The sequence below is a fragment of the Pseudomonas sp. EpS/L25 genome, assembly GCF_001512295.1.
In the GTDB taxonomy this organism is placed as follows: domain Bacteria; phylum Pseudomonadota; class Gammaproteobacteria; order Pseudomonadales; family Pseudomonadaceae; genus Chryseomonas.
Genome location: NZ_LNUP01000011.1, coordinates 216,275 through 240,705, shown reverse-complemented (window position 1 = coordinate 240,705; position 24,431 = coordinate 216,275). Strand labels below are relative to the sequence as shown.

21 protein-coding genes and 1 pseudogene are annotated in these 24,431 nt (G+C 66.7%); 5 read left to right on the top strand and 17 right to left on the bottom strand.

The features are described from left to right. Window positions 1-22 precede the first annotated feature (22 nt). The 4 genes from AR540_RS10190 to AR540_RS10175 form a co-directional block, all read right to left on the bottom strand. The gene (locus tag AR540_RS10190; protein ID WP_059228553.1) at window positions 23-547 is read right to left on the bottom strand and encodes a DUF3237 domain-containing protein; all 525 of its coding nucleotides are present in this window, start codon (window positions 545-547) and stop codon (window positions 23-25) included. Further along, the gene (locus AR540_RS10185; RefSeq protein WP_059228551.1) at window positions 537-1,631 is read right to left on the bottom strand and encodes a polyamine ABC transporter substrate-binding protein; all 1,095 of its coding nucleotides are present in this window, start codon (window positions 1,629-1,631) and stop codon (window positions 537-539) included. The genes AR540_RS10190 and AR540_RS10185 overlap by 11 nt, the downstream gene beginning before the upstream one ends. 215 nt (window positions 1,632-1,846) lie before the next feature. Further along, window positions 1,847-3,145 (bottom strand): alginate export family protein, encoded by a 1,299-nt coding sequence (locus AR540_RS10180; protein WP_059228548.1) that lies wholly within the window; start codon window positions 3,143-3,145, stop codon window positions 1,847-1,849. Window positions 3,146-3,246: 101 nt separating this feature from the next. Continuing rightward, a complete protein-coding gene (locus tag AR540_RS10175; RefSeq protein ID WP_059228547.1) occupies window positions 3,247-4,464 on the bottom strand; it encodes a serine hydrolase domain-containing protein in 1,218 nt (405 codons plus the stop codon). A gap of 135 nt (window positions 4,465-4,599) precedes the next feature. Between AR540_RS10175 and AR540_RS10170 the strand changes: the two genes are divergently transcribed. Then, window positions 4,600-5,217 (top strand): TetR/AcrR family transcriptional regulator, encoded by a 618-nt coding sequence (locus tag AR540_RS10170; protein WP_059228545.1) that lies wholly within the window; start codon window positions 4,600-4,602, stop codon window positions 5,215-5,217. Window positions 5,218-5,376: 159 nt separating this feature from the next. On the opposite strand, the gene AR540_RS10165 is transcribed toward AR540_RS10170, so the two are convergent. From AR540_RS10165 to AR540_RS10130, 8 genes are all read right to left on the bottom strand, one after another. Continuing rightward, complete coding sequence (locus tag AR540_RS10165; RefSeq protein WP_059228543.1) at window positions 5,377-6,489, bottom strand: hybrid sensor histidine kinase/response regulator; 1,113 nt, start codon at window positions 6,487-6,489, stop codon at window positions 5,377-5,379. Next, window positions 6,482-8,239 (bottom strand): ATP-binding protein, encoded by a 1,758-nt coding sequence (locus AR540_RS10160; protein WP_059228541.1) that lies wholly within the window; start codon window positions 8,237-8,239, stop codon window positions 6,482-6,484. Before AR540_RS10160 ends, AR540_RS10165 begins: the two co-directional genes overlap by 8 nt. Then, window positions 8,232-9,218, bottom strand: coding sequence for a SpoIIE family protein phosphatase (locus AR540_RS10155; RefSeq protein WP_236712043.1), 987 nt, complete (start codon window positions 9,216-9,218; stop codon window positions 8,232-8,234). Before AR540_RS10155 ends, AR540_RS10160 begins: the two co-directional genes overlap by 8 nt. Further along, window positions 9,209-9,562, bottom strand: coding sequence for an ATP-binding protein (locus AR540_RS10150; RefSeq protein ID WP_082706971.1), 354 nt, complete (start codon window positions 9,560-9,562; stop codon window positions 9,209-9,211). Before AR540_RS10150 ends, AR540_RS10155 begins: the two co-directional genes overlap by 10 nt. A gap of 4 nt (window positions 9,563-9,566) precedes the next feature. Continuing rightward, on the bottom strand, window positions 9,567-9,989 hold the full coding sequence (locus AR540_RS10145) for an STAS domain-containing protein (protein WP_059229719.1): 423 nt from the start codon (window positions 9,987-9,989) through the stop codon (window positions 9,567-9,569). A gap of 12 nt (window positions 9,990-10,001) precedes the next feature. Then, a complete protein-coding gene (locus AR540_RS10140; RefSeq protein WP_059228536.1) occupies window positions 10,002-10,841 on the bottom strand; it encodes an STAS domain-containing protein in 840 nt (279 codons plus the stop codon). Window positions 10,842-10,946: 105 nt separating this feature from the next. After that, complete coding sequence (locus AR540_RS10135; RefSeq protein WP_059228535.1) at window positions 10,947-11,210, bottom strand: PepSY domain-containing protein; 264 nt, start codon at window positions 11,208-11,210, stop codon at window positions 10,947-10,949. Between the two features lie 75 nt (window positions 11,211-11,285). Beyond that, a complete protein-coding gene (locus AR540_RS10130) occupies window positions 11,286-12,251 on the bottom strand; it encodes a CHAD domain-containing protein (RefSeq protein WP_059228532.1) in 966 nt (321 codons plus the stop codon). A 200-nt stretch (window positions 12,252-12,451) separates the two neighbouring features. Here AR540_RS10130 and pap point away from each other — a divergent pair, with 200 nt between their 5' ends. Then, window positions 12,452-13,936: a polyphosphate:AMP phosphotransferase gene (pap, locus tag AR540_RS10125; RefSeq protein WP_059228531.1), complete on the top strand. Its 1,485-nt coding sequence runs from the start codon at window positions 12,452-12,454 to the stop codon at window positions 13,934-13,936. A gap of 390 nt (window positions 13,937-14,326) precedes the next feature. Here pap and AR540_RS10120 read toward each other — a convergent pair whose 3' ends face one another. Next, window positions 14,327-14,536: a cold-shock protein gene (locus tag AR540_RS10120; RefSeq protein ID WP_007160189.1), complete on the bottom strand. Its 210-nt coding sequence runs from the start codon at window positions 14,534-14,536 to the stop codon at window positions 14,327-14,329. Window positions 14,537-14,804: 268 nt separating this feature from the next. Here AR540_RS10120 and AR540_RS10115 point away from each other — a divergent pair, with 268 nt between their 5' ends. The 3 genes and pseudogenes from AR540_RS10115 (at window position 14,805) to AR540_RS26475 (ending at window position 20,003) form a co-directional block, all read left to right on the top strand. Next, window positions 14,805-18,275, top strand: coding sequence for an acyl-[ACP]--phospholipid O-acyltransferase (locus AR540_RS10115; RefSeq protein WP_059228529.1), 3,471 nt, complete (start codon window positions 14,805-14,807; stop codon window positions 18,273-18,275). Between the two features lie 96 nt (window positions 18,276-18,371). Further along, a pseudogene (locus AR540_RS26480) lies at window positions 18,372-19,145 on the top strand (MCP four helix bundle domain-containing protein); the annotation flags it as partial. Further along, window positions 19,131-20,003: a methyl-accepting chemotaxis protein gene (locus AR540_RS26475; RefSeq protein ID WP_442963782.1), complete on the top strand. Its 873-nt coding sequence runs from the start codon at window positions 19,131-19,133 to the stop codon at window positions 20,001-20,003. The pseudogene AR540_RS26480 and the gene AR540_RS26475, both read left to right, overlap by 15 nt. Before the next feature lie 52 nt (window positions 20,004-20,055). Here AR540_RS26475 and AR540_RS10105 read toward each other — a convergent pair whose 3' ends face one another. The 4 genes from AR540_RS10105 to AR540_RS10090 all read right to left on the bottom strand — a co-directional run bounded on the left by AR540_RS10105 (window position 20,056) and on the right by AR540_RS10090 (window position 24,320). Continuing rightward, window positions 20,056-21,006 (bottom strand): sugar-binding transcriptional regulator, encoded by a 951-nt coding sequence (locus AR540_RS10105; protein ID WP_059228525.1) that lies wholly within the window; start codon window positions 21,004-21,006, stop codon window positions 20,056-20,058. 174 nt (window positions 21,007-21,180) lie between these two features. Next, the gene (locus AR540_RS10100; protein ID WP_059228524.1) at window positions 21,181-21,981 is read right to left on the bottom strand and encodes an SDR family oxidoreductase; all 801 of its coding nucleotides are present in this window, start codon (window positions 21,979-21,981) and stop codon (window positions 21,181-21,183) included. A gap of 54 nt (window positions 21,982-22,035) precedes the next feature. After that, on the bottom strand, window positions 22,036-22,800 hold the full coding sequence (locus AR540_RS10095) for an SDR family oxidoreductase (protein WP_059228522.1): 765 nt from the start codon (window positions 22,798-22,800) through the stop codon (window positions 22,036-22,038). A 14-nt stretch (window positions 22,801-22,814) separates the two neighbouring features. Next, window positions 22,815-24,320, bottom strand: a complete 1,506-nt coding sequence (locus AR540_RS10090) for a sugar ABC transporter ATP-binding protein (protein ID WP_059228520.1) — start codon at window positions 24,318-24,320, stop codon at window positions 22,815-22,817. Window positions 24,321-24,431 lie beyond the last annotated feature (111 nt).

Genomic DNA, 24,431 nt, shown 5'->3' with positions numbered 1-24,431 from the left:
GGAGCTACCGGGCCTGGCCCGGCTACCTCGATGGCAACCGATAGACGTCCACCCGGACTTCGTTCCGCCCCGGATAGCGACACTGGGCGATGAACACCTCCCGTGCCAGCCAGCCCAGCGGTCCGTCACCCACTTCGAATTCCGGCGTGCCGTGGCAGCGGTAGTCGGCTTCCGGCAACGGCCAGTGGCCTTCGTCCATCCGCTGCCGTCCCGCTGCCGTCACGTTCAGCCAGCCGCGGTTGCGCACGTTGATCAGCACGCCCCCGGTGGTCCTCAGGCTGTAGCGGGCATCCAACCGATCCAGGCCATCGGCACCTTCCAGGAAGCGGTCCTCGCCGCCCGGCAGCACTTCGCCCTCGGCGCTCGGACGACCGCTCTCGAACACGGCGAAGCAGCCGCCGAGGATCGGATAGTTGATGCGCACCCCGGCGCCACCCGGCAAGCGGCCGAGCAGCTGGCCTTCCCCGATCCGCACCAGGAGCGTCAGGCAGCGCTCCAGGCTCAGACCAGGAGCGGCGCTCAGCCGGGCAAGGGTGTCACTGGCCATTGCGGATGGTCGTCCAGACGCGGGTTCTCAGGCGATCCAATGCCAGGTCCGCAGGTTCCTGCACGAAGAGTTCTGCCTGGCGCGCGACTGGAACGAAAACGTTAGGATCGTCGCGCAGGCGGGCGTCGATCAGTGGCTGCGAGGGCAGGTTGGGGTTGGGGTATTCCAAGGCGTTGCTGATCCGCGCGATGACCTCGGGGCGCAGCAGGAAGTCGATGAAGGCATGGGCTTCCACGGGATGGCGCACGCCCTGGGGGATGGCGATGACATCCGCCCATTGCAAGGTGCCGCCCCGGGGCAGGCTCATGGCGATCTCGATGCCCTTGCCGGCAGCCTTGGCCATGTTCCGCGCCTGGGTAAAGGCACCGGACCAGCCCACCGCCACGCAGATGTCGCCGTTGGCCAGGTCGACGGGAAACTTGGAGGAGCTGAAGTACAGGACGTAGGGACGGATGCTCAGCATCAGCGCCTGGGCCTTGGCGTAGTCCTCGCGCTTGCTGCTGTTGGGCGGCAGGCCCAGGTAGTGCAGGGCGATGGGCAGGATCTCTTCCGGGGCGTCGAGGAAGGCGACGCCGCACTGCTTCAGCTTGGCGATGTTTTCCGGTTTGAAGATGAAGTCCCAGCTGTCGAACTGTACCTCGGGCCCGAAGATCTCGTGGATCTTGGCGACGTTGTAGCCGATCAGGGTGGTGCCCCAGAGATAGGGCACCGCATAGCGGTTGTCGGCATCGTTCACCGCCAGCCGTTGCATGAAGGCCGGATCGAGATTCTTCCAGTTCGGCAGCTGTGCCCGGTCCAGCGGCTCCAGCGCCTTGGCCTTGATCAGCTTGCCCAGCTGGCTGGCGGAGGGGAAGACCACGTCGTAGCCGGAGTTGCCGGTGAGCAACTTGGACTCCATGGTCTGGACGTTGTCGAAGACGTCGTACTGGACGTGGATGCCGGTCTGCTGCTCGAAATCCTTGATGACGTCCTTGGGCAGGTACTCGATCCAGTTGTAGACACGCACCTCGCGTTGTTCGGCCAACGCCGGATCGAGGCGGAGCAGGGTGCAGAGCAGCAGCAACAGCAGGGAGAAATGGCGCATAAGGCCTCCGAAAAGAGAGGAGCGGCTAGAGTCTTGGTCACGACCTGCTGCGCATCGACCAAACGGCGTCGAAAATGCCCTGGAGGGCCGACCACCTGGGCGGCTCGCCGGAATGCCCATCGACGAATCGTGAACTCGAGCGCGAGTTCGATCCGCTTCGCAGGCATTCCGCTGGGCCTGGTTTTTCTCTGGCTCGCGAGGTCTTGAACAGGTTTTCAGAACTTGTAGGTGATGTTGGTTTCCAGGGCGCTGATCCGATCCTCCCCCAGGACCTCGCGCGCCGCCTGCTTGGCCTGGACCCAGTTGTAGGCGACGGCGGCATACAGCGACGGTGTGGGCGTCCATTCCAGGTACAGGGTGGTCTCGTCGGCGAAGCGGCGATCGCTGACCGGGCGGCCCTGGAAGTTCTTCTGGTCCAGGCTGAAGGCATGGTACAGCGCGCCCACCGCCCAGCTCTCGTTGAGCCGCGTCTTGAGGTGCAGGCTGTGCACGTTCTCGTTGCTGTTGAAGAGCAGGTAGTTGCCTACCACGTCACCGATCAGCCAGGTGCCCCAGTCGGTGTAGCCCTTGGTCAGCGGGTCCCAGCCGGATAGGCGGGTATCGCTGGGATTCGGGTCGCCGGAGAAGTGCGCATAGCGGTAGGTGAGCTGCGGCTGCAGCGGCAGGTCCTTGAACTGGTACTGGGCCTGGGCATACCAGGCATTGGCATCGTAGGTCAGGCCATTGCCCGAGCCACGTTGCCAGGCGTATTCGCCGCTGAGGGCGAGATCCGGCAAGCCGGCTGGCGTGGCGTTGAGCCAGCGCAGGTTGTAGACGCGCATGCCATCGCGAGGGACCGCGTTGCGGGTGTTGGCGCTGACGCCGAAGGCCAGGGCGCCGAGGACGCCGTAGCCGGTGTCGTAGTCGAGATTGCCGCCGTTCAGCCGGTAGTCGCCGCCGAAGGAATCGGCCACGCCCAAGGTGAAGCCTTGCGCCTTCCAGGCGTCGTGACCCCAGCCCAGCACGCCGGCGCGATCGAAGGCGGTGCGCGGGGCGAGCCAGTAGGCGCCGTCGCGGCCCAGGTCGACGCGACCGTCCTGGACGATGAAGCCACTGCCCACCAGGTAGTTCTGCCGACCCACGGTGAAGCGCCAGTCCCCCACCTGGGCGCCGACGAAGGATTCTTCGAGGTGCACGCGCTGGTCGCCGCTGCGGGTGAAGCCGGCCGGATCGCCATCGCCCCGGGTGGCTGCCCCGGTGGCCGAGATGCCGGCCAGCAGGCGCAGGTCCTCGTTCACCTGATAGCCGAGGTTGACCCCTGGCTTGAGGAAGAACTCCTGCCAGTCCAGGCGGGTGGCGCCGGTGTTGGGCTGACCCTGGCCGAACTGGGCTCCGCGTACATTGATGGAGGCGGCGCCCGCATGGAGGAACGGCGTGACCTCGAGGTCACCGTATTGATAGGTCTCGCCGGCAATGGCAAGGGATTGCCCGCTCAAAGGCAGGATAAGTGCGAGGGCACCGTATCGCTTCTTCATGTATCGCTCCTGTCGTTTGCTTTTTTTGTCGCAGGGCAGTTCGAGCGCCAGTGGGCGCCAAGCCGCCGGACCAGGGTCACGGCGGAAGTATTTCTGTGGTTTTAATCAGCGAAGTGCTCGCCAAGGCTGCGCAGCAGGCGCACCGTGTCGATATCGGCCGCGGTATTGGCACTGGGTAGCGAGGATTGCTTGACCACCACCAAGTGCGCCGCCGGATCGATATAGAGGTACTGGCCATGGACGCCGCCGGCTATTAGCGCCGGGCGACCGTCACGGAACACGTACCACTGGCTGCGATAGGAGGCGCCGGGGGTCCACTCGGCGAAGTCGGGGACCTGGGCATAGAGCGCCGCATCGCCGCCGGCGGACAGGGCGTCGATCACCGCCGGGTCGAGCAGGGTCCGGCCATCGGGCAGGGCACCGCGATTGGCGAGCAGTCGGCCGAAGCGGGCCATGTCCTGCAGAGTCGCGGCGAATCCGGCGCCGGCCACCGCCCGGCCCCAGGGATCGGCGACGAAGAAGCCGTCGCGACGACAGCCGAGCTGCAGCCAGAGCTCTTCCAGCAGGGTGGCGCAGGAGCGGCCACCGGCGCGTTCCAGGGTCCAGGCCAGCACCTCGGTGCAGGCGGTGACATAGTGGAAGGCGGCACCGTGTTCGCCGCGCTTTTTCAGGCTGGGCAGGTATTCGTAAAGCGAGGCGTGCTGCCCATGCCCGGGAGGCGCCGGCTCGAAGCCGCAGGCGTAGCCATAGCGCGAACTGGCGGAATCAGGGTCGTCGTAGACCTCGTCGTAGTCGATGCCCACGGTCATGTCCAGCAACTGCCGCACGCTGGCGTCGGCGAAGGCGCTGCCGGCCAGCTCCGGGACGAGGTCACCGGCCAGGGCCTCGGCCGACAGCACCCCTTGGAGCAGCGCCTGTTCCGCCAGCGTGCCGATCACGGACTTGGTGACCGAGAACATGCTGTGGCGGCTGTCCGGCGTCTGGCCGTTGAAATAGCGTTCGCAGAGGACCTGATTGCCCTTGAGCACCAGAAAGGCATCGGTGTAGCTGTCCTGCAGGTGCTGCGCCAGATCGAGCGAATCACCCTGCACACCTGTGAAACGGTAATCCAGCAGTTGGTCAGGCCCGGCGGCCAGGGGGGACAGGGCACCCTGCCCGGCGCGCACGGCGAGGGTCGGTCGCAACTGGTCGAGATGCTGGAGACCCCAGCGGTTGAAGGGCGGGCGTAGCCAGTTGCTCCAGGTCACCCGCTGCGCCGGTGGCGGCGGAAAACCCTGCATCAATTCAAGAGTAGTAGGGTGTTGGCTGGACGAGTCCATATGGCTTCTCCTTGCGCGGGCAAAGCCAATTTGTCTCCATTAAATTTTTTAGTCAATAAAATATTTAAGCGTAGAATATTTTTGCCTCTCACTATTGTCTGACTAGAATAGAGACTTCGGCCAAAGAGGCGGACCATGTCGCAATTACGTAGCCAACAAAAAGCCAGGCGCCGGCAACAGATCAGCGACGCGGCGCTGCAGCTGTTCGTCGACCAGGGCTTCCAGGAAACCACCATCGAGCAGATCGCCCGTGAGGCGCAGGTCTCGCCGCCGACGGTGTTCAACTACTTCGGCTCCAAGCAGGAGATCCTGCTGGAGTTGCTGGTCCAGGCCGATGGCCGCGCCGTGCAGGAGAGTCGCGAACGCCTGGCGAGCTACGCCGATCCGCTGGACGCCCTGTGCGACCTGGAAAGCCGACTGGTGGGCTATGCACTCGACGCCATGCCGCCCGAGTTGTGGCGGCAGTTGCTGCCGGCGGTGCTACGCGGCGGCGACGAGGGCGTGGCGGCCAAGTACCAGACGCTCAACAGACGCCTGCAACGAGAGATCGCCCTGATCCTGCGCGAGCTGCAACGGCTGGGGAAGCTGCGCCAGGATCTGGACATCGAACTGGCGGCCTTCCTGCTCAACGACTATTCCCACCTGCAGTTGCTGCGCCTGGTCAATCAGTCGCCGTTGGACCTGGCCGCCCACCGTGAACAGGTGCGCCGTACCAGTCGGTTGATCCTGGAAGGCATGCTGCCCAGGGCCTAGCGTGGTGTTTCAGAAGTTGACTGCACAATTTTGGCGGCGCTTTTTTTGCCCGGGCGGCGTTGCCACTCCTCGCCATAGCCCTGCCATGACTCGTCGCTGCGCCTGGCCCGAGCAGAAGAATCACTCGCCAATTCTTGCGCGAACCTCTGAAACACCACACTAGCTCAGGCGCAGCGGCAATCTCAGGATGATGACCACCTCGCCGTCGCCATTGGCGAAGCGCGCCTCGCCACCGAAGCTTTCGCTGAGCGCCTTGACGATGGGCAGGCCCAGGCCCCAGCCGCGCTTGTCGCTGCGGGTGGAGATGAAATAGGGCGTGGCCAGGTTCGCCAGGACATCGTCCGGGAACTGGCCGCGGTTGCGCAGCTCCAGCAGCACCCCATCATCGGCCAGACGCTGGTGCACCCAGATCAGCGTGCCGGCCTGGCCGTGCTTGGCAGCATTGAGCACCAGGTTGTCGAGGATGCGCAGGAAGGCGTATCTGTCCCAGCGCACTTCCAGCTCCGGGGTGTCCAGGCGTAGCTCGAGCGGGTTGGCGAACTGCAGGCGCAGATTGGCCGCGGCATCCGTCAGCAGGGGCCCGAGCAGCAGCGGCTCGCCGCTCAGGCGCACCCCGCCGCCCAGGCTCATGTGGGTGATGTCGAGCACGTCGGTGATCATCTGGTTCATGCGCTGCAGGTTGTCGTGCAGGGTCTGCAGCAGGTCGTCGGTGCGCCGCGCCGGGTTGCGCTGCATGAGGTTCACCACCATGGTGGCGGCGGTGAGGGGCGAGCGCAGGTCGTGGTTGAGCGATCTCATGAAGCGTTCGAGCATCACCTTCTCCGCCTGCAGGTTCTCGCTGCGGGCGATGGCCGAATTGCGCTGCTGCTCCATGTGCCCGACCTGGGAGCTGGCCTTGAGCAGGGCGGCGACGGTGGCCAGTACCTCGTCCGGGTTGATCGGGTGAGTGAGGTAGGCCTGGGCACCGGTATTGAAGCCGCGCGCCTTGTCCTGGCCGGAGACGAAGGTGGCCGAGATATTGATGATGGCCGGCAGGCGGCCCCGCCCGCGCTGGCGCTCGATGGCCTGGATCAGCTCGAAGCCGGTCATGTCGGGCAGGTTGACGTCGATGATCACCAGTTGCACGTCGTCTTCGATCAGCGCCAGCCCGGCCGTGCCGCTGGCGGCTTCGCAGACCTGGTACTGCGCCTGGCTTTCCAGGATCTTGCGCAGCACGTAGCGATTGGCCTCGGTGTCGTCGATGATGACGATGCGCTGCGCGGCGCTATTCATGGCTCAGACTCCGCGCCAGGGCATAGACCTCCGCGAGCAGGCGCTCGGCATGGTCGGGCTGGTGCTTGGACAGGATGGCATGGCAGCTCTCCTGCAGCCGCTCGCGCCGGGTGTCGTCCAGCGGCTGGGCGGTGTTGATCAGCACCCGGCGATGCATGCTCCAGTCCATGCTGGCGAGCAGGTCCTCGCCGTTGATGTCGGGCAGGTCGAGGTCGAGGATGATGATGTCGGGCCGCACCGCGTTGAGGCGGTCCAGGCTGCTGCGGGCGCTGTCGGCCTCCAGCAGCACCGGGTTGGCGACCTCGAGGGTGCGCCGGACCAGGTAGCGATCGCCTTCGTTGTCCTCGATCACCAGCACCGTGAGACCGCTCAGGTCGAGCGGCTCCTCGGCGGCGCCGGAGGTCAGGTAGCGGCGGGGCAGGCGCAGGATGAAGCGGCTGCCGCGGCCGACCTCGCTATCCAGGGACAGCTCGCCCCTGAGCAGCACCGCCAGGCGCTGGGCCAGGGGCAGGCCGAGCCCGGTACCCTCGATGTGGGTCAGGTGCGGCGAGCGGATGCGCTCGAATTCCTCGAAAATCTTCTGCTGGTCCGCCGCGGCGATGCCCACGCCGCTGTCTTCCACCAGGAATTCCAGATGGTCGTCGTCGGGCTGGAACACCTGGATGCGTACCCGGCCCTGGGGGGTGTACTTGAAGGCGTTGGAGATCAGGTTGCGCAGGATCTGGAACAGCCGCGTCTCGTCGGTCTCCAGCGTCGTGGCGTCCGGTGCCGGCACGATCTCGCAGCTGACCTGGGGATAGCGTGGCGCCAGGGCCGCGGCGAACTGGGCGAGGCGCTCCATGAAGTCACCCAGCAGGAAGGGCTGGGGCACGATGGTCAGGCGCCCGGATTGTACCTCGGCCAGGGCGAGCAGTTCGCTGACCAGGTTGGCCAGCTCCAGCGCCGCGTCGCTGATGAAGCGCACCTGGCGCTGCTGTTCGGCGTTGAGGGCGCCGTCCACCCCGCTGGCCAGCAACTTGGCCACGTTCTCGATGATGTTGATCGGGGTGCGGAATTCGTGGGTCATGTTGGAGAAGAAGCGCGCCTTGGCCTCGCTCGCCTCCTTGAGTTCCTGGGTCGCCTTCTCCAGCTCGGAGTAGAGCGCCACCACGCCCTGGTTGGTGTTCTCCAGCTCCTTGTTGGTGGCCTCCAGCTCCGTTTGCTTGGATTGCAACTCGGTGTTGGTCACCAGCAATTCCTCGCTCTGCAGGCGAATCTGCTGGTAGGGATCGGGAGCTGGCGCGCCCTGCAGTTCGCTGACCAGGGCGGCGAGGGCGGCCGGGTCGGGCGACGGGCGGGGCGCCTGGTACTTGCAGGCGATGATGCGGGTGCCGGCGGGGGAGGTGTGCAGGTCGAAGTCGTCGAACAGCCGCTGGGCGCCGCGCAGGCCGATGCCCATGCCGGTCGCGGAGCGATAGCTGCCGTCGCGGATGGCCTCTATCGCGGCGATGCCCGGACCCTGGTCGAGGGCGCGAATCTGCAGGCCGCGCAGCACCTGGCCCTCGCCGGGCAGCAGGACGAATTCGAAGCGGCCTTGGCCGGCGTACTGGTGGATGTTGCGGGCCAGCTCGGAGACGGCAGTGGCCAGGCGGATCTGCTCCAGCGGCGGCCAGTCCAGGGCCGCGGCGAGACGCTTGGCCGCCTGGCGGCAATGCACCACGTCCTGCTCGCTGCGCAGCGTGAGGGTCAGCAGGGGCGGGGCATCAGACATGCTTGAGTACCAGAACGGTGGCGTCGTCGGCGGGACGACGGAAGTCGCGGTGCAGCAGCGCGGCGATCAGCGCCGGATGACGCCCGGCCAGGCCCGAGTGCTCGCCCAGGCTTACCTTGGACGTCAGGCCGTCGGAGTTGAGCACCAGCAGGGTGCCCGGCGTCCAGGGGTAGGTGAAGGTCTGGATGCGGCCGATCCGATAGCCCAGGGTGCCGTTGTTGGACACCAGGCTGCGCGTACCGTTGCCGAACAGGCGCCCGGCGATGTTGCCGATGCCACAGAAGCTCACCTGGCCCTGGTCGGCATCCAGCTCGGCCAGCGCCAGGGCAGCGCCACGGGTTTCCATCAGCGCCTGGTGCAGATTCTCCATCAGCTGCTGCAACGGCAGATGGGCGGCCTGGCGCAGGAACAGCTCGCGGGCGCGACGACTGGCCGCCGCGGCCTGCTGGCCGTGGCCGAGGCCGTCGCACACCAGCAGGCGCCGCCCGCTCACCGCCCAGGTGTCGCCACAGACCTGCTCCTCGGGGTGCGGGGTACAGAGGGCGCCGAGTTGCAGCCGGCTATTCGGCGCGCCGACCAGGTGGAAGCGCGCCAGCACCAAGGTGCCCTGGCCTGGACGCGAATGGATGTCGAAGACGTCGGACTGCCGGCGGATCGCGCCCAGCCCGGCGCCCAGGGTGGCCGCCGTGCTGTAGTGATCGGTCAGGCAGCGGGCGACGTCCTGCATGCCCGGGCCGCGATCCACCGCCAGCACATCGAGCACGCCGGCGTCGCCGAGGGTGGCGCACAGCTCGCCATGGCCGGCATGGCGGACCAGGTTGTAGCCCAGTTCCTGGGCGACGATGGTCAGGCGGCCGAGCAGGGTTTCGTCCTGGGTGACGTTGCCGGCCAGGCGCACCAGGGCGCGCCGGGCGGCATCCACGTGCACCGCGGTACTCACCGGCAGCACCAGGCTGGACGGCTGACCGCTCAGCGCCATTTCCACAGCTCCACGGTGGTGCCCTGACCGGGTTGGCTTTCGATGCGGAAGTCGTCCACCAGCCGGCGCGAGCCGGACAGCCCCAGCCCCAGCCCCTTGCCCGAGGTATAGCCGTCGACCATGGCACGGTCGAGGTCGGCGATCCCCGGACCGTTGTCACGGATCACCAGGCGGATCGCCGGCCTGCCGGCCCGCACCGTCTCCTCGATCAGGCATTCGCCGCCCAGGCCGTAGACCAGGCCGTTACGGGCGATCTCGCTGGCCGCGGTGACGATCTTGGTCTGGGAGATCAGGCCCAGGCGAAGGGCTTCGGCGACCTTGCGCACCTGCTGACGGATCAGCACGATGTCAGTCTCCTGGCGGAGTGGAAGCGTCTGCATCTTCGCCACCCTCTGACTCCCCCGGCAGTTCGTCCGCGGCCACCATGGCCTCGAGTCGGCGCATGCCCTTTTCCATGTTCAGCGCCGTGGCGATGCCCTCCAGCGACAGCCCCAGTTCCACCAGGGTGATGGCCACCGCCGGCTGCATGCCGACCACGATGACCTTGGCATCGAGGATGCGCGAGACCTGGGCGATATGGGACAGCATCCGGCCAATGAAGGAATCGACGATCTCCAGCGCCGAGATGTCGATGAGCACGCCCTTGGCCTTGTGACGGACGATCTGCTCGGTGAGGTCTTCCTGCAGGTCCAGCGCCAGCTGGTCGTGCATGTCCACCTGGATGCTCAGCAGCAGGAAGGGGCCGAGCTTGAGGATCGGGATCCTGTCGATCATGTCTGGTCCTCAGCCCTTGGCCGGCGCGGCCAGGCGCACGCCCTGCTGGCGCAACGCCAGGCGGAAGGCATCGGCGAGGGAAGCCTTGGTGATGACGTCGCCCAGGTCCACGCCGAGGTGGACGATGGTGGCGGCGATCTGCGGACGGATGCCGCTGATGATGCACTGGGCGCCCATCAGCCGCGCGGCGGTCACCGTCTTGAGCAGGTGCTGGGCGACCATGGTGTCCACCGTGGGTACGCCGGTGATGTCGATGATGGCGATGTCCGACTCGGTCTGGACGATCTTCTCCAGCAGCGACTCCATCACCACCTGGGTGCGGTTGCTGTCCAGGGCGCCGATCAGCGGGATGGCGAGGATGCCGTCCCACAGCTCCACCACCGGGGTCGACAACTCCAGCAGGCTCTCCTGCTGCTCGCGGATCACCGTCTCGCGGCCGCTCACGTAGCTCTCGATGCTGTAGAGGCCCAGGGCGTCGATCAGTCGGGTAGCGGCCCACATCTCGGCGAGGGGATCGTCGCATTCGTTCTGGATCAGGGTGAACAGCGGCTCCTTCAGCGAGAAGACGAAGGTGGCGGTCTGCGAGGGCGTGAGGCCCGCGCGGCTCTGGTCGAAGGAGAAGCGCTCCAGCAGGGCGCGCACCGGTTGCCAATGGGGTTCGCGCAGGTCGCCGATGCCCTGGGCGCTGGCCACGGTGATGCGCCGCAGCAATTCGGCGGAATTGGCCAGGATGGTGGTTTCGTCGAGCAGGTCGACGCGCATGCCGGCGGCGCGCTGGGCTCCGATCCAGGCGTCGAGCAGGGTGCGCTCATGGGTGCGCAGCAGCTCGACCAAAGCGGTACTGTACATGGGAATTCCTAGGGAGAAGGCAGGCGACCCGGGAGGGGGCGATCTGGCGTAGCGAGAGGCGGAGGGACGCGGGAGACCGGGCACCGAGACCCGGTCTCCAGGTGATCACATGTCCATCTTTTCCTTGGTGATCTTGCCGGTCTTGGCGTCGGCATGGAAGTCATACTTCATGCCGTCCTTCTTCAGGCCCTCGCCTTCCCATTGGCCGTCATCGGCTTCGATCTTGGTGATCGAGGTGTAACCCTGTTCCATGAGCTTGGTCTTGACCTCGTTCATCGGCATCCAGTCGGCACCGGGCTGGTCGGCCAGGGCCGCACCGCTGGCCAGGACGGAACAGGCAAACAGGGAAGCGAGCAGCTTGGATTTCATCGCGAGACCTCGTCGTGGTGGTATGTCCCCGCTTGGACCACCACGACGCGCGACAAATCCCGTAGTACCCAGGCCTCAGGTATCGGCCTGGTCCACCAGGTGCGGCAGCAGCCCCAGCGGCGCGGTCCTGTCCTTAGCCTTGCTCTTGCGCGGGCTGTGGGGCCGGCTGGCCAGGCGCCAAAGATCGCGCCAACGCTCGGCCAGCGCCGTGGGTTTGTCGAGGTACAGCCGGCGGCCGAGGGTGAAGGCCTTGGTCTGCAGCACCTCCCGCTGGCGGGCGAGGCTCTCGGCGATGGCCTGGCGGGTGTTGCTGGCACCGAACAGCGTGGGCTCGCTGTCCAGCAGTTGCTGCATCACCGCCAGGTCGTGGTCGTCGCCCAGGTACTCGGAGAGCCGCTTGAGGCTCTTCTGGCGGGTCTTGAACTCCGTCGGCCAGGCGGCGGCGAGCAGCTGGGTGTGGTACCAGTGGTCCTTCACCCGCTTGCGCCAATCGTGCAGGGTCTCGTCGGTGGGCTTGTCGCGAGCGGTCTTGAGCGCCTGGCGACCGGCCTTGTAGTTGTCTTCCAGGCCGCGGATGAAAAGACCGAAGCCTTGGCCGGCGAGTTTCCAGCCGGGTACGTCCTGGCGCAGGGCGACGAGCTCGGCGAGCAGCTCGGGATGGCTGCTGGCCGCGGCGGTCTGCTGGTCGGCGCGTTCCTGCAGGCGCTGGCGTACCCGCTTCATGGCCGGCGAGGCGAATCTCTTGCGATCGGTCTCGCCGAGCTTGTCCCAGCTTTCCACCAGGGCGGCGCTGTCGCGCAGCGACGACAGTTCGCGGCCCAGGTCACGCAGGCGGCGATTGCGGCTGGCGAAGGCGCGCTTGCCCAGCGCGGCCTGCAACAGGCGCAGCAGGGCGCGCAATTCCTTGAGTCGCTTGCGGGTTTCATGCACCCCCTTGGGGGTACCGCTCGCCAGTGACGCCTCAGCCTGAACCAGACGATCCGTCACCACACGGCGTACTTCTTCGTCTGCCGGTTGCCGCGCATCGAAACGAAAGGCCATCGAACTCTCCTCAATAGGTGGACTGCAGCGCCCGCTGGCGCGGGAGCGTAACGGTAAGGAAGACCTCTACAACAGCGGTTGATGCCAAATTTCATTTAATCGTCATATTGCCGTCATGCAACTCCACTTCTGGCACCGCCTGCCGCGCAATGGGTCAGAAGGGCTATAGTTGCCCCCACCACGCTAGCGAGGAGATCCGGATGTTCGAAGCCGCCGAGAACGAACACCTGCTCGACGAGGCCACCTACGAGGCCAAGCTGCCGAAGTTGCGCGAGGCATTGCTCGCCGCCCAGTACGAGCTCAAGGCGCAGGGACGTTTCCCGGTGATTGTGCTGATCAACGGCATCGAAGGCGCCGGCAAGGGCGAGACCGTCAAGCTGCTCAACGAATGGATGGACCCGCGCCTGATCCGCGTCGAGACCTTCCTGCAGCCCACCGCCGAAGAGCGCCAGCACCCGCCGGCCTGGCGCTACTGGCAGCGCCTGCCGGGCAAGGGAAGCATCGGCGTCTTCTTCGGTAACTGGTACAGCCAGATGCTGCACGCCCGGGTCAACAAGGAGCTGTCCAGGCTCGAGCTGGACGCCGCCATCGACCAGGCCGAGCGTTTCGAACGCATGCTCGCCGACGAAGGCGCGCTGATCCTCAAGTTCTGGTTCCACCTCTCCAAGCCCCAGCTCAAGCAGCGGCTCAAGCACCTCAAGAACGATCCGCGCCTGGGTTGGAAGCTCAGCCCGCTGGACTGGCGCCAGGCCAAGGTCTATGACCGCTTCGTCAAGCAGGGCGAGCGGGTACTGCGCCGCACCCATCACGACTACGCGCCCTGGCACGTGGTGCCCGGCTTCGACGAGCGCTTTCGCAGCCTGACCGTGGGTACCGTGCTGCTCAAGGCGCTGCAGCGCGCCCTGGCCAGCAAGCCGCGCAAGCCACGCAAGGCTGCTGCCGTGAGTCCGCCGCCAGTGGATGGGCGGGGCGTGCTGGCAGCGCTGGACCTGAGCCAGCACCTGGACAAGGCCGACTACGAGGACCAGTTGCTCGCCCAGCAGGCCCGCCTGGCCAAGCTGCTGCGCGACAAGAAGTATCGCCGGCACGCCCTGGTGGCGGCCTTCGAGGGTAACGACGCGGCGGGCAAAGGTAGCGCCATCCGCCGCGTCACCGGTGCGCTGGACCCACGTCAGTACCGTATCGTCCCGGTCGCCGCACCCAGCGACGAGGAACTGGCCCAGCCCTATCTCTGGCGTTTCTGGCGGCACATCCCGCGGCAGGGTGACTTCACCATCTTCGACAGGTCCTGGTACGGCCGGGTGCTGGTGGAGCGGGTAGAGGAGCTGACCCCGGTGGCCGACTGGCAGCGCGCCTATGGCGAGATCAACGAATTCGAAGAGCAGCTCAGCGATGCCGGCATCGTGCTGGCCAAGTTCTGGCTGGCCATCGACCAGGACACCCAGCTGGAACGCTTCAAGGCCCGCGAGGAGACGCCCTTCAAGAGATTCAAGATCACCGAGGACGACTGGCGCAATCGCGACAAGTGGGATCTCTACAGCCAGGCGGTCGACGACATGGTGGGGCAGACCAGCACCGCCGTGGCGCCCTGGACGCTGGTGGAGGCCAACGACAAGAGGTTCGCGCGGGTGAAGGTGTTGCGGACGCTCAATGAGGCATTGGAGCGGGTATACGATAAGGGCTAGGCGCTTCGCTTCATTCCTAGGCTGCGACCTTACCGGGGACGATCAGGCGCGGAGGTTACGCCCCTTCCAGAAGGGTGAGCGGAATCGTTGCGTAGGGGGTCGAGCGGCATGGATGCCGCGAGAGTCGCGAGGGCCAAGGATGGCCCTTCGCGGCGTGCCCCTGGAGCGGCGATGGAGCGAACGAACCCCGGCGCAGCCGGGGCCGATGGCGGGGCAAGCGTTTTTGGTTACTTTTGCCGCGACTGGCAAAAGTGACTCGCCCGGGAGGGCGAAACAAATGTCGCCGGCAAACGCGATAATCAGCTAAGCGACGAAATCCCAGGCAATCGCCAAATCCCAGAAACGAAAAAGCCCCGCCGAAGCGGGGCCTTTCTGCAACCGGATCAGTCGTTAGACGACTTGAACCTGGTCAGCTTGCATACCCTTCTGGCCTTTGACAGCCACGAAAGTGACCTTCTGGCCTTCGCTCAGGCTCTTGAAGCCGGCGCTTTCGATGGAGCGGTAGTGCACGAACAGGTCGGCGCCGCTTTCCGGGGTGATGAAGCCGTAGCCTTTCTCATCGTTGAACCACTTGACGGTGCCATTTTCACGATTGGACATGAGTATCTCCAGGATGTAGGGGGAACAACCACGTTAGCGAGACATTCGCCACCGGGACTGTAATGCGAGAGTGAGACGAGCCAGGAGATGAAAATGAAGCAACATCAAGCAGGTATCGAGTAACTATTGCAGTAGCAGTGCCCACACCATACTCGCTTTCGCGAGCTTGTATAGTCCTGATTCGCATATTTGTTGACCAATGACGCTGCTTGCGCTGCCAGAGCGTCTCACTCAGGCTACGGATTCCCCTGCTCGAAAGAGACTCCGCATGGACAAGCTGCACCGGATCAAGGGGGCCTGGCCCTACCTGATCGCCGTCTTTCTCAACGCCTTCGTCGATCTTGGCCACAAGATCGTCATCCAGAATACCGTGTTCAAGGTCTACGACGGCTCCACCCAGGTAGTGCTGACGTCCCTGGTCAACGGCATGATGCTGTTACCCTTCATCCTGCTGTTCAGTCCCTCCGGCCATGTGGCCGATCGCTTCGCCAAGGTGCGGGTGCTGCGCCTCGGGGCCTGGGCGGCGGTGGCCATCACCCTCGGCATCACCCTGGCCTACTACGCCGGGCTGTTCGAGCTGGCCTTCGCCATGACGCTCCTGCTGGCCACCCAGGCGACCTTCTACTCGCCGGCCAAGTACGGCTACATCAAGGCGCTGTTCGGCAAGCAGCGGCTGGCCGAGGGCAACGGCCTGGTGCAGGCCAATTCCATCATCGCCATCCTCGCCGGCACCGTGGTCTTCACCGCCTTCTTCCAGCTGCACCTGGGCGAGGGCCATGCCACGCCCCACGCCATCCTGCAGGACATCGCCCCGCTGGGCTGGCTGCTGGTGCTGTGCAGCCTGGCCGAGGTGGCGCTGCTCTATCGCCTGCCGTTCCTCGAAGAGCCCAAGCCGCGCGAACCCTTCGACTGGCATGCCTATGTGCGCCTGCGCAGCGCCCGGCGCAACCTGGCGGTGATCGGCGAGAATCCGGTGATCCGCCTGTCGATCGTTGGCCTGGCGGTGTTCTGGTCGGTGGGCCAGGTGCTGCTGGCGAGCTTTCCGGCCTACGCCAAGGACCATCTGGGCATCGACAACGTGCTGGTGCTGCAGGGCATCCTGGCCTGCGCCGGGATCGGCATCGCCATCGGCTCGGCGCTGGCCAGCCGCGCCTCGCGCGGACGCATCGAGACCGGGCTGATCCCGGTGGGTGCCCTGGGCATCGCGCTCGGCCTATGGTGGTTGCCGGCGCCCAGCTCGGCCTGGGTGCATGCGCTCAACTTCATCTTCATCGGCCTGATGGGCGGCCTGTTCATCGTGCCGCTCAACGCCCTGATCCAGTTCCATGCCCGCGAGGACCAGCTCGGCACGGTACTGGCCGCCAACAACTGGGTGCAGAACGTTGCCATGCTGGGCTTCCTGGTGCTCACCGCGGTGATCGCCCTGCTCGGCCTGGACAGCCGCTGGTTGCTCCTGCTGATCGCCGCCGTGGCGCTGATCGGCGGCGCCTACACGGTGTGGAAGCTGCCGCAGAGTCTGGTGCGCTTCCTGCTCGGCCTGATGGTGACCCGCCACTATCGCATCCAGGTACAGGGCCTGCAGAATCTGCCGGCCCAGGGCGGGGTGCTGCTGCTGGGCAACCACATCAGCTGGGTGGACTGGGCCATGGTGCAGATCGCCAGCCCGCGCCCGGTGCGCTTCGTGATGCTCAGGTCGATCTATGAGCGGTGGTACCTCAAGCCCTTCCTCAAGGCCATGGGTTGCCTGCCCATCGCCCAGGGCAGCGGCGCCGGTTCGGCGCTGGAACAGGTGGCCGGCCTGCTCCAGGCCGGCGAGGTGGTCTGCCTGTTCCCGGAAGGGGCGATCAGCCGCACCGGCCAGCTCGGCGAATTCCGCCGCGGCTACGAGAAGGCCTGCCAGCAGGTCGGCCCCGAGGTGCAGATCGTGCCCTTCTATCTGCGCGGCCTCTGGGGCAGCCAGTTCTCGCGTTCGTCGAGCAAGCTCAAGGAGTTGCGCGACAGTCCGCTGCACCGCGAGGTGGTGGTGGCCTTCGGCAGGCCGTTGGCCAAGGATACCCCGGCCGACGTCCTCAAGCGGCGCATCTTCGAGCTGTCGATCCGCTCCTGGGAGCGCTACATGCAAGGACTGCCGTCGCTGGCCGATGCCTGGGTCGCCAGCGTGAAGCGTCGGCCCAATGGCCTGGCCCTGGTGGATGACCTGGGCGCGCCGCTCAAGGCCGCCCAGGCGCTCACCGGTGCCGCCTGCCTGGCCCGGCGGATGCGTAAGCGGCCCGAGCAGAATCTCGGCCTGCTGCTGCCCACCAGCAGTGGCGGCATGCTGGCCAACATGGCGGTGCTGCTGGCCGGCAAGACCCTGGTCAACCTCAACTACACGGCTACCCCCGAGGCGCTACGCTCCGGCCTGGACCAGGCGGGCATCCGTACCGTCTACACCTCCAATCGCTTTCTCGAGCGCCTGCGCAAGCGCGGTCTGCCGGTGGACGAGTTGCTCGCCGGGCGTGAGGTAATCGATCTGGAGAGCCTGCGCGCCGGCATCGGCAAGGCCGAGTTGCTGGCCAACTGGCTGGCGGTCTGGCTGCTGCCCACCGCCATGCTGCAGGTGCTGGTAAGTCGTGCCCACGACCCTGAGGCCACCGCCGCCATCCTCTTCTCCAGTGGCAGCGAGGGCACGCCCAAGGGGGTGATGCTCAGCCATCGCAATCTCATGGCCAACCTCAAGCAGACCTCGGACGTGCTCAACACCCAGGACGACGACGTCTTCATGGCGTCCTTGCCGCTGTTCCACGCCTTCGGTCTCACCGTGACCCAGTTCCTGCCGCTGATCGAGGGCCTGCCGGTGGTTTGCCAGGCCGACCCCACCGACGTGGCCGGCATCGCCAAGGCCGTGGCTACCCATCGCGCCACGGTGCTCTGCGGCACCTCGACCTTCCTGCGGCTGTTCGTGCGCAACCAGAAGGTGCATCCGCTGATGCTGGAGAGCCTGCGCATCGTGGTGGCCGGTGCCGAGCGCCTGGACCCGGCGGTGCGCGAGGCCTTCAAGCTCAAGTTCAACCAGGACATCTACGAAGGCTACGGCGCCACCGAGACGGCGCCGGTGGCCTCGGTCAACCTGCCCGATGCCCTGGACGTCAGCTACCTGCAGGTGCAGCGCGGTGGCAAGTTGGGCACCGTGGGCATGCCGTTGCCGGGGACCGGCCTGAAGATCGTCGATCCCCAGACCTTCGCCGAGCTGCCCACCGGCGAAGCCGGCATGGTGCTGATCGGTGGTCCGCAACTGATGCAGGGCTATCTGAACGATCCCGAGCGCACCGCCAAGGTCATCCGCGAGCTGGACGGCGAGCGCTGGTACGTGACCGGCGACCAGGGCCGGCTGGACGAAGACGGCTTTCTCACCATCGTCGACCGCTATTCACGCTTCGCCAAGATCGGCGGCGAGATGGTCAGCCTGGGCGCCGTGGAGCAGGCCCTGGCCAAGGCGGTGGCCGATCCGGAGATCGAACTGCTGGCGGTCAACCTGCCGGATGCCAGGAAGGGCGAGCGCATCGTGGTGCTGCATACCGGCACCCTGGACGGCGACGACGTGGAGAAGACCCTGCTGGCCCAGGGCGTGAGTGGGCTGCTGTTGCCCTCGGCGTGGCTGGCGGTGGAGGCACTACCGAAACTGGGCACCGGCAAGGCCGACGTGGCCGGTGCGAAGCGCCTGGCACAGGAGCGACTGGCGGCGGAGGTGTCTAGCTGAGGCGATACATCGCAGGACTGTCGTCAGAAGAGCGCTAAAGCCTGACGCTGTCCTGCCGATCATGAGGGGGCTATTCATTTTTCCGAGGAGTCTCCGGTGAAGCTTCGCTCCCTCAACATCGCTCCGCGCGCCCTGGTCGCCTTTGGCTTCTTCGCCTTGCTGGTGACCGGCTTCGGCCTGTTTTCCCTCGGCCAGAGCCGCGTCATCAAGGAGGGCGAAGAGCAGATCGTCGGCAACGTGATTCCCAGCGTACGCATCATCGGCGAGATCCGCGCCGACCTGCTGACCGTGCGGCTGTACAACCAGGGGCTGATGCTGGCCACCTCGAACGCCGAAACCCAGGCGGTGCACAGGAACCTCGACGAGGCCAGGGTCATCCTGGAAAAGCATGTGCGCCAGTTCGAGACGCTGCTGGTCACCGACAAGGGCCGTGAAGTCTATGCCCGGCTGACGAGCCAGCTGGCTACCTACCTGAACAACCAGGCCCGTTATCTCAAGGCGCTGGACGACCAGAACGACGCCGAGTTGCTCAAGCTCACCGGCCAGGAGGGCGAGATGGCGCGCAGCGGCAATGCCCTGAGCGCCACCGTCACCGAACTCGCCGGCCTGGTCGACGGCAAGGTCAGTGAGCTCACCGCGGCGTCCACGGACAGCTACCGCACCGTCATCGCCATTACCGTGGCAGTGATGCTGGCGGCCCTGGCCGGCACCCTGTTGCTGGCCTGGCGCTTCACCCGCAGCCTGACCGGGCCGCTGGCCAAGGCGCTGGCGGTGGCCGAGCGCATCGCCGCCAACGACCTCAGCCGGCCGGTCGAGCGCGACGGCAACGACGAGCCCGGCCGGCTGCTGGCCGCCATGGCGCGGATGCAGGACAACCTGCGTGGCACCCTGGAGCGGCTGAGCCAGTCCTCCACCACCCTGGCCGCCACCTCCGAGGAGATGTCGACGGTGACCGAGGTGGGGCTGCGCGGCATCCAGCGGCAGAACGACGAGCTGGCCCAGGCCGCCACGGCGGTCAACCAGATGACCGCCGCGGTGGAGGAGGTGGCGCGCAATGCCGCCGCCGCCAGTGCCGCCGCCCAGGACTCCCGTGTCTCCACCGATCTCGGTCAGCGCCGGGTGGGCGAGACCCTGCAGACCATCCATGCCCTGCACGCCGCCGTCACCAGCAGCAGCGAGGAGATCGATGGCCTGGCCGCCCAGGTCCAGCGCATCAGCGGGGTGCTCGACGTCATCCGTGGCATCGCCGAACAGACCAACCTGCTGGCCCTCAATGCCGCCATCGAGGCCGCGCGCGCCGGCGAAGCGGGGCGGGGCTTCGCCGTGGTGGCCGACGAGGTGCGGGCCCTGGCGGCCCGGACCCAGCAGTCCACCGGTGAGATCGAGAACATGATCGGTGCCATCCAGGGCGGGACGGGCAAGGCGGTGAACGCCATGCTCACCAGCACCGAGCAGGCCGGTGCCTGTCTGACCGTGGCCGGTGCGGCGGGCGAGGCCCTCGCCGAGATTGGCCGGCACATCGTGCAGATCACCGAGCGTAACCTGAGCATCTCCGCGGCGACCGAGGAGCAGGCCCAGGTGGCGCGCGAGGTGGATCGCAATCTCACCAGCATCCGCGATCTCTCCACCCAGAACGCCGCCGGGGCCGGGCAGACCGCCGCCGCCAGCAACGACCTGGCCCGCCTGGCCGGGGATCTGCACGGCACGGTGCGGCAATTCCACCTCTGAGCCGCGTTCGGGAAGCCGCGGCTTCCCGGGTCGAATCAGCTGCGCGGCAGGCTCAGGGCACCAGGGCCAGCGCGGTGCGCAGATCGATCACCAGCACATCCAGGTAGCCGCCCTGCAGGGCGCCGCGGATGGCGTTGACCTTGCGTAGGCCACCGGCGAGACCGACGACGCGGTCGATCTCGAGCAGTTGCGGCAGGTCCACCGAGACCACGGTTTCCTCGCTCTCGTCCAGCACCGGGCGGCCCTGGGCGTCGAAGTACCTCAGGCAGATGTCCCCCACCGCGCCACGGGCGGCGAGCACTTCCAGCATGGCTTCACCGTGGTAGTTGCCACTGTTGCGCAGCAGCTGCGAAGGCTCCAGCTCGCCGATGCCGACCAGGGCCACGGTGAGCCGGGCGAAGCGCTCGGTGACCTCGCGGACCTCGTCCAGCCGCAGGATGCGCTGGCGACTCTCCGGGGACTGCTCGATGCTCTGCGACGGCAGCAGATAGGCCGGGCAACCCAGCAGGTTGGCCAGTTGCTGGGTCAGCAGGGTGGCCTCGAAGGCGCCCTTGTTGCCGACCCCGCCGAGCAGTTGCACCACCTCGGTCGCGCCCTGGCGGCTGCTGCCGCGATGCATGTGGCCGACCATGGCGCGGATGGTGGAGCTCCAGGAAGAGATCCCGATGTGGTCCTTTTCGGTGACGCTGGTTTCCAGGTAGTGGGCGGCGGCCGAGCCGATGGCCTGCTTGATGGCCTCTTCGTCGTCGCCGGTGGGCTCGACGACGATGGCCTGGCGAATGCCGTAGCGCTGCTGCAGCTGGCGCTCCAGTTCCAGATGGAAGTTGCGCGGTCGCTGCACCGAGATGCGGACGATGCCTTCCTTGAGCGCCCGGCTCAGGGCGCGGCTGACGAAGGATTGCGACAGGTCGAGTTGTTCGGAGATCTGCGACTGCTTGAGCCCTTCTTCGTAGTAGAGGGAGGCGATCTTGGTCAGCAGGCGTTGTTCTTCGAGGTTACTCATCCAGATTCCCGGTACCAGCGGCTAGGTTGCGCCCAGGGTCGCCGGGCCGGCCTGGCCATGACGAAGTGCGAAAAAGCGGGCACTTACCTGTTAGAAAGACGCATTTTCCCGCTATTTTCCCTCAGCCTCCGCTGGACGCCAAGGCTTTTGCGGCCTGGCGTCCCGGGGTGGCGATCAAGACATGATCAGGCCACCGTCCACATTGATCGCCTGGCCGGTGATATAGGCGGCGTCCGCCGAGGCGAGGAAGGCCACCAGGCCGGCCACGTCGGCGGGGGTGCCGGCGCGCTTCATGGGGATGTTGCCGACCCATTCGCGCATCAGTTCGCCCTGGCCGTAGCGCTTTTCCGGAGTGGAAAGGATCTCGCCCCAGACCCGGTCGTTGTAGTCCCACATCTCGCTTTCGATGATGCCGGGGCAGAAGGCGTTGACCGTGATGCCGTGGCGCGCCAGTTCGTGGGCCAGACTCTGGGTGATGCCGATGACGCCCATCTTGCTCGCCGCATAGTGCGGCGTGTAGATGAAGCCCTGGCGACCCTGGCCGGAGCTGGTGTTGATCAGGCGTCCGCCACGTCCGGCGGCGACCATGCGCTTGGCCGCCTCGCGGCAGCACAGCCAGACGCCGGTGGTGTTGACCTGCAGGATGCGATCGAAGTCCTCGCGTGGCATGCGGTCGAAGGCGTCGATGGTGATGATCCCGGCGTTCTGCACCGAGACGTCGATGCGACCGAAGCGCGCCTCGGCCTGGGCATAGAGGTCGGCCACCGCCGCCTCATCGGTGATGTCCACCACCAGCGGCAGCACCTCGGCGCCGGTGTCTGCAGCCAGGCGTGCAGCGGTGGCGTACACCCGCTCGGCGTTGGATACCAGCACCAGGTTGGCGCCCTCACGACCGAAGCGCTCGGCGATCCCTTCGCCGATACCCCGGCAGCCGCCGGTGATGACCACGGTTTGACCTGCGAAGCGACGTTCCACGTGAAACCTCCTAGAGCGGTTGGCGATCCGGCGCGCGTGATCGCCAGCGGGTTGTTACCAGCAGACGAAACCACCATCGACGATCAGATCGACCCCGGTGCAGAAGGACGCGGCCGGGCTGCAGAGGAAGATCGCCGGACCGACCATTTCCTCCACCTCAGCCATGCGGCCCAGCGGGGTGGTCTGCTCGAAGATCTTCACTTGCTCGGCCACCTCGGGGCGGGTGTTCATGGGCGTGGCGGTGTAGCCGGGGCTGATGCAATTGACCCGGATGCCGCGCTCGGCCCACTCCATCGCCAGGCTCTTGGTCAGGTGGATGACCCCGGCCTTGGAGGTGTTGTAGTGCGCCTGCAGGAGGCCGCGGTTGACGATGCTGCCGGACATGGAGGCGATGTTGACGATGGCGCCGCGACCACGCGGCAGCATGACCCTGGCCTGGGCCTGGCAGCTGAGCATCACCCCGGTGAGGTTGATGTCGAGCATGCGCTGCCAGCGCTCCAGCTCCAGCTCTTCGGCGGCCTGGGCGTTGGCGATGCCGGCGCTGTTGACGGCCAGGCTCAGGGGGCCAAGTTCGGCCTCGGTGCGGGCCACGGCGGCCTCGAGATCGGCGGCGCTGGTCACCGAGCCTTCCAGGGCCAGGGCACGGCGGCCGTGGGCCTGGATACGCTCGACGGTACCGGCCAGGTCGCGGCTCCCGGGCAGGTCGAAGCAGGCCACCTGGGCACCGGCCTCGGCGAGACCGACGGCGATGGCCTGGCCGATGCCGCTGCCGGCACCGGTGACGAAGGCGGTCTGGCCGCCGAGATCGAAGAGACGCATGGGAAAACTCCTAGTCAGGCGGTAGCCAATTCCATCACGGCCACCGGAGTGGCCTGTTCACGTTCCAGAATGCCCATCTGCCGGCCACGGCTCATCACCATGACCCGGTGCGACAGGCCGAGGACCTCGTCGAGATCCGAGCTGACCACGATCACCGCCATGCCGGTGGCCGCCAGTTCGGCGATCACCTGGTAGATGGCGGCGCGGGCGCCGACGTCGATGCCGCGGGTGGGCTCGTCGAGGATGAAGACCTTGGGATTGCGCGCCAGCCACTTGGCGATGATCACCTTCTGCTGGTTGCCACCCGAGAGGGCGGCGATGGCCTGTTCCGGCTGGCCCTTCACGCCGAGCCGCGCCACCGCCTTGCGGGCGAAGGCGCGCAGGCCGCCGGGGGAGACCCAGCCACCGGCGGCGAGCAGGTCGGTGTTGCCATAGATGAGGTTTTCCTCGATAGCATGGTCGACCACCACACCCTGCTGCTTGCGATCCTCGGGGACCAGCACGATGCCGGCGTGGATGGCGTCGTAGGGACTGGCGAAGCGACAGGCCTGGCCCTCCAGCACCAGTTCGCCGGTGACCTGCTCGGCGGCGCCGGCGATGGCGCGGACCAGCTCGGTACGCCCCGCGCCGACCACCCCGGCCACGCCGAACACTTCGCCCGCGCGCACGCTGAAGTCGATGTCCTTGAGCGGCATCTCGCGACAGTTGAGGCCCCGGACCCTGAGCACCTCACGGGCGGCGGGGGCGGCCATGGCCGGGAAGATGCGCTCCACGCTGCGGCCGACCATCTCTTCCACCAGTTGCCGCACCGGCACCTGGGCGGTGGCGTGCAGGGCGATCTGGCGACCGTCGCGCAGGACCAGCACCCGGTCGGCGATCCGTGCGATCTCTTCCAGGCGATGGCTGATGTAGATGAAGGAGACGCCCTCGGCCTTGAGGCGCTCGACCTGGGCGAACAGCAACTCGGTTTCTTCCCCGCCGAGGGCCGCGGTGGGCTCGTCGAGGATCAGGAGGCGCGCCTTGAGGGTCAGCGCCTTGGCGATCTCCACCAGCTGCTGGGCGGCCACGCTGAGGCCGGCCACGGTGCGCGTGGCGGGTACCTTCAGGCCCAGGCGATCCAGCTGGCGCTGGGCCTCGGTTTCCATGAAGGTGCGATCGATACGGCCGCCGCGCATGGGCAGGCGACCGACGAACATGTTCTCGGCGATGGTCAGCTCCGGCAGCAGGCGGATTTCCTGGTGGATCAGGCCGATGCCGGCGGCCAGGGCGGCGCCGGGGGAATCCGGGGCGTAGTCCCGTCCCAGCCAGGTCATGCGCCCGCCGGCTTCGGGCGGTACCAGGCCGGCGATGATCGACGAGAGGGTGGACTTGCCGGCGCCGTTCTCGCCGAGCAGGGCCAGGACCTCACCCGGCTGGATGTCGACGTCCACGCCGGCCAGCACCTCGATGCCGGCGTATTTCTTGCCGATGTTTCTCAGGCTGAGGGCTGCGGGCTGTTCCAGGGGCATGACGACGGACATGGGGCCTCCGAGGGAGAGCTTGAACGATGCCTCCCACGCGGGAAGCACCTGATGCGGGAGCCGACACGATCTCGCGAGCTGGAGCCAACCCAGTCGAACCCCTCTGAGGAC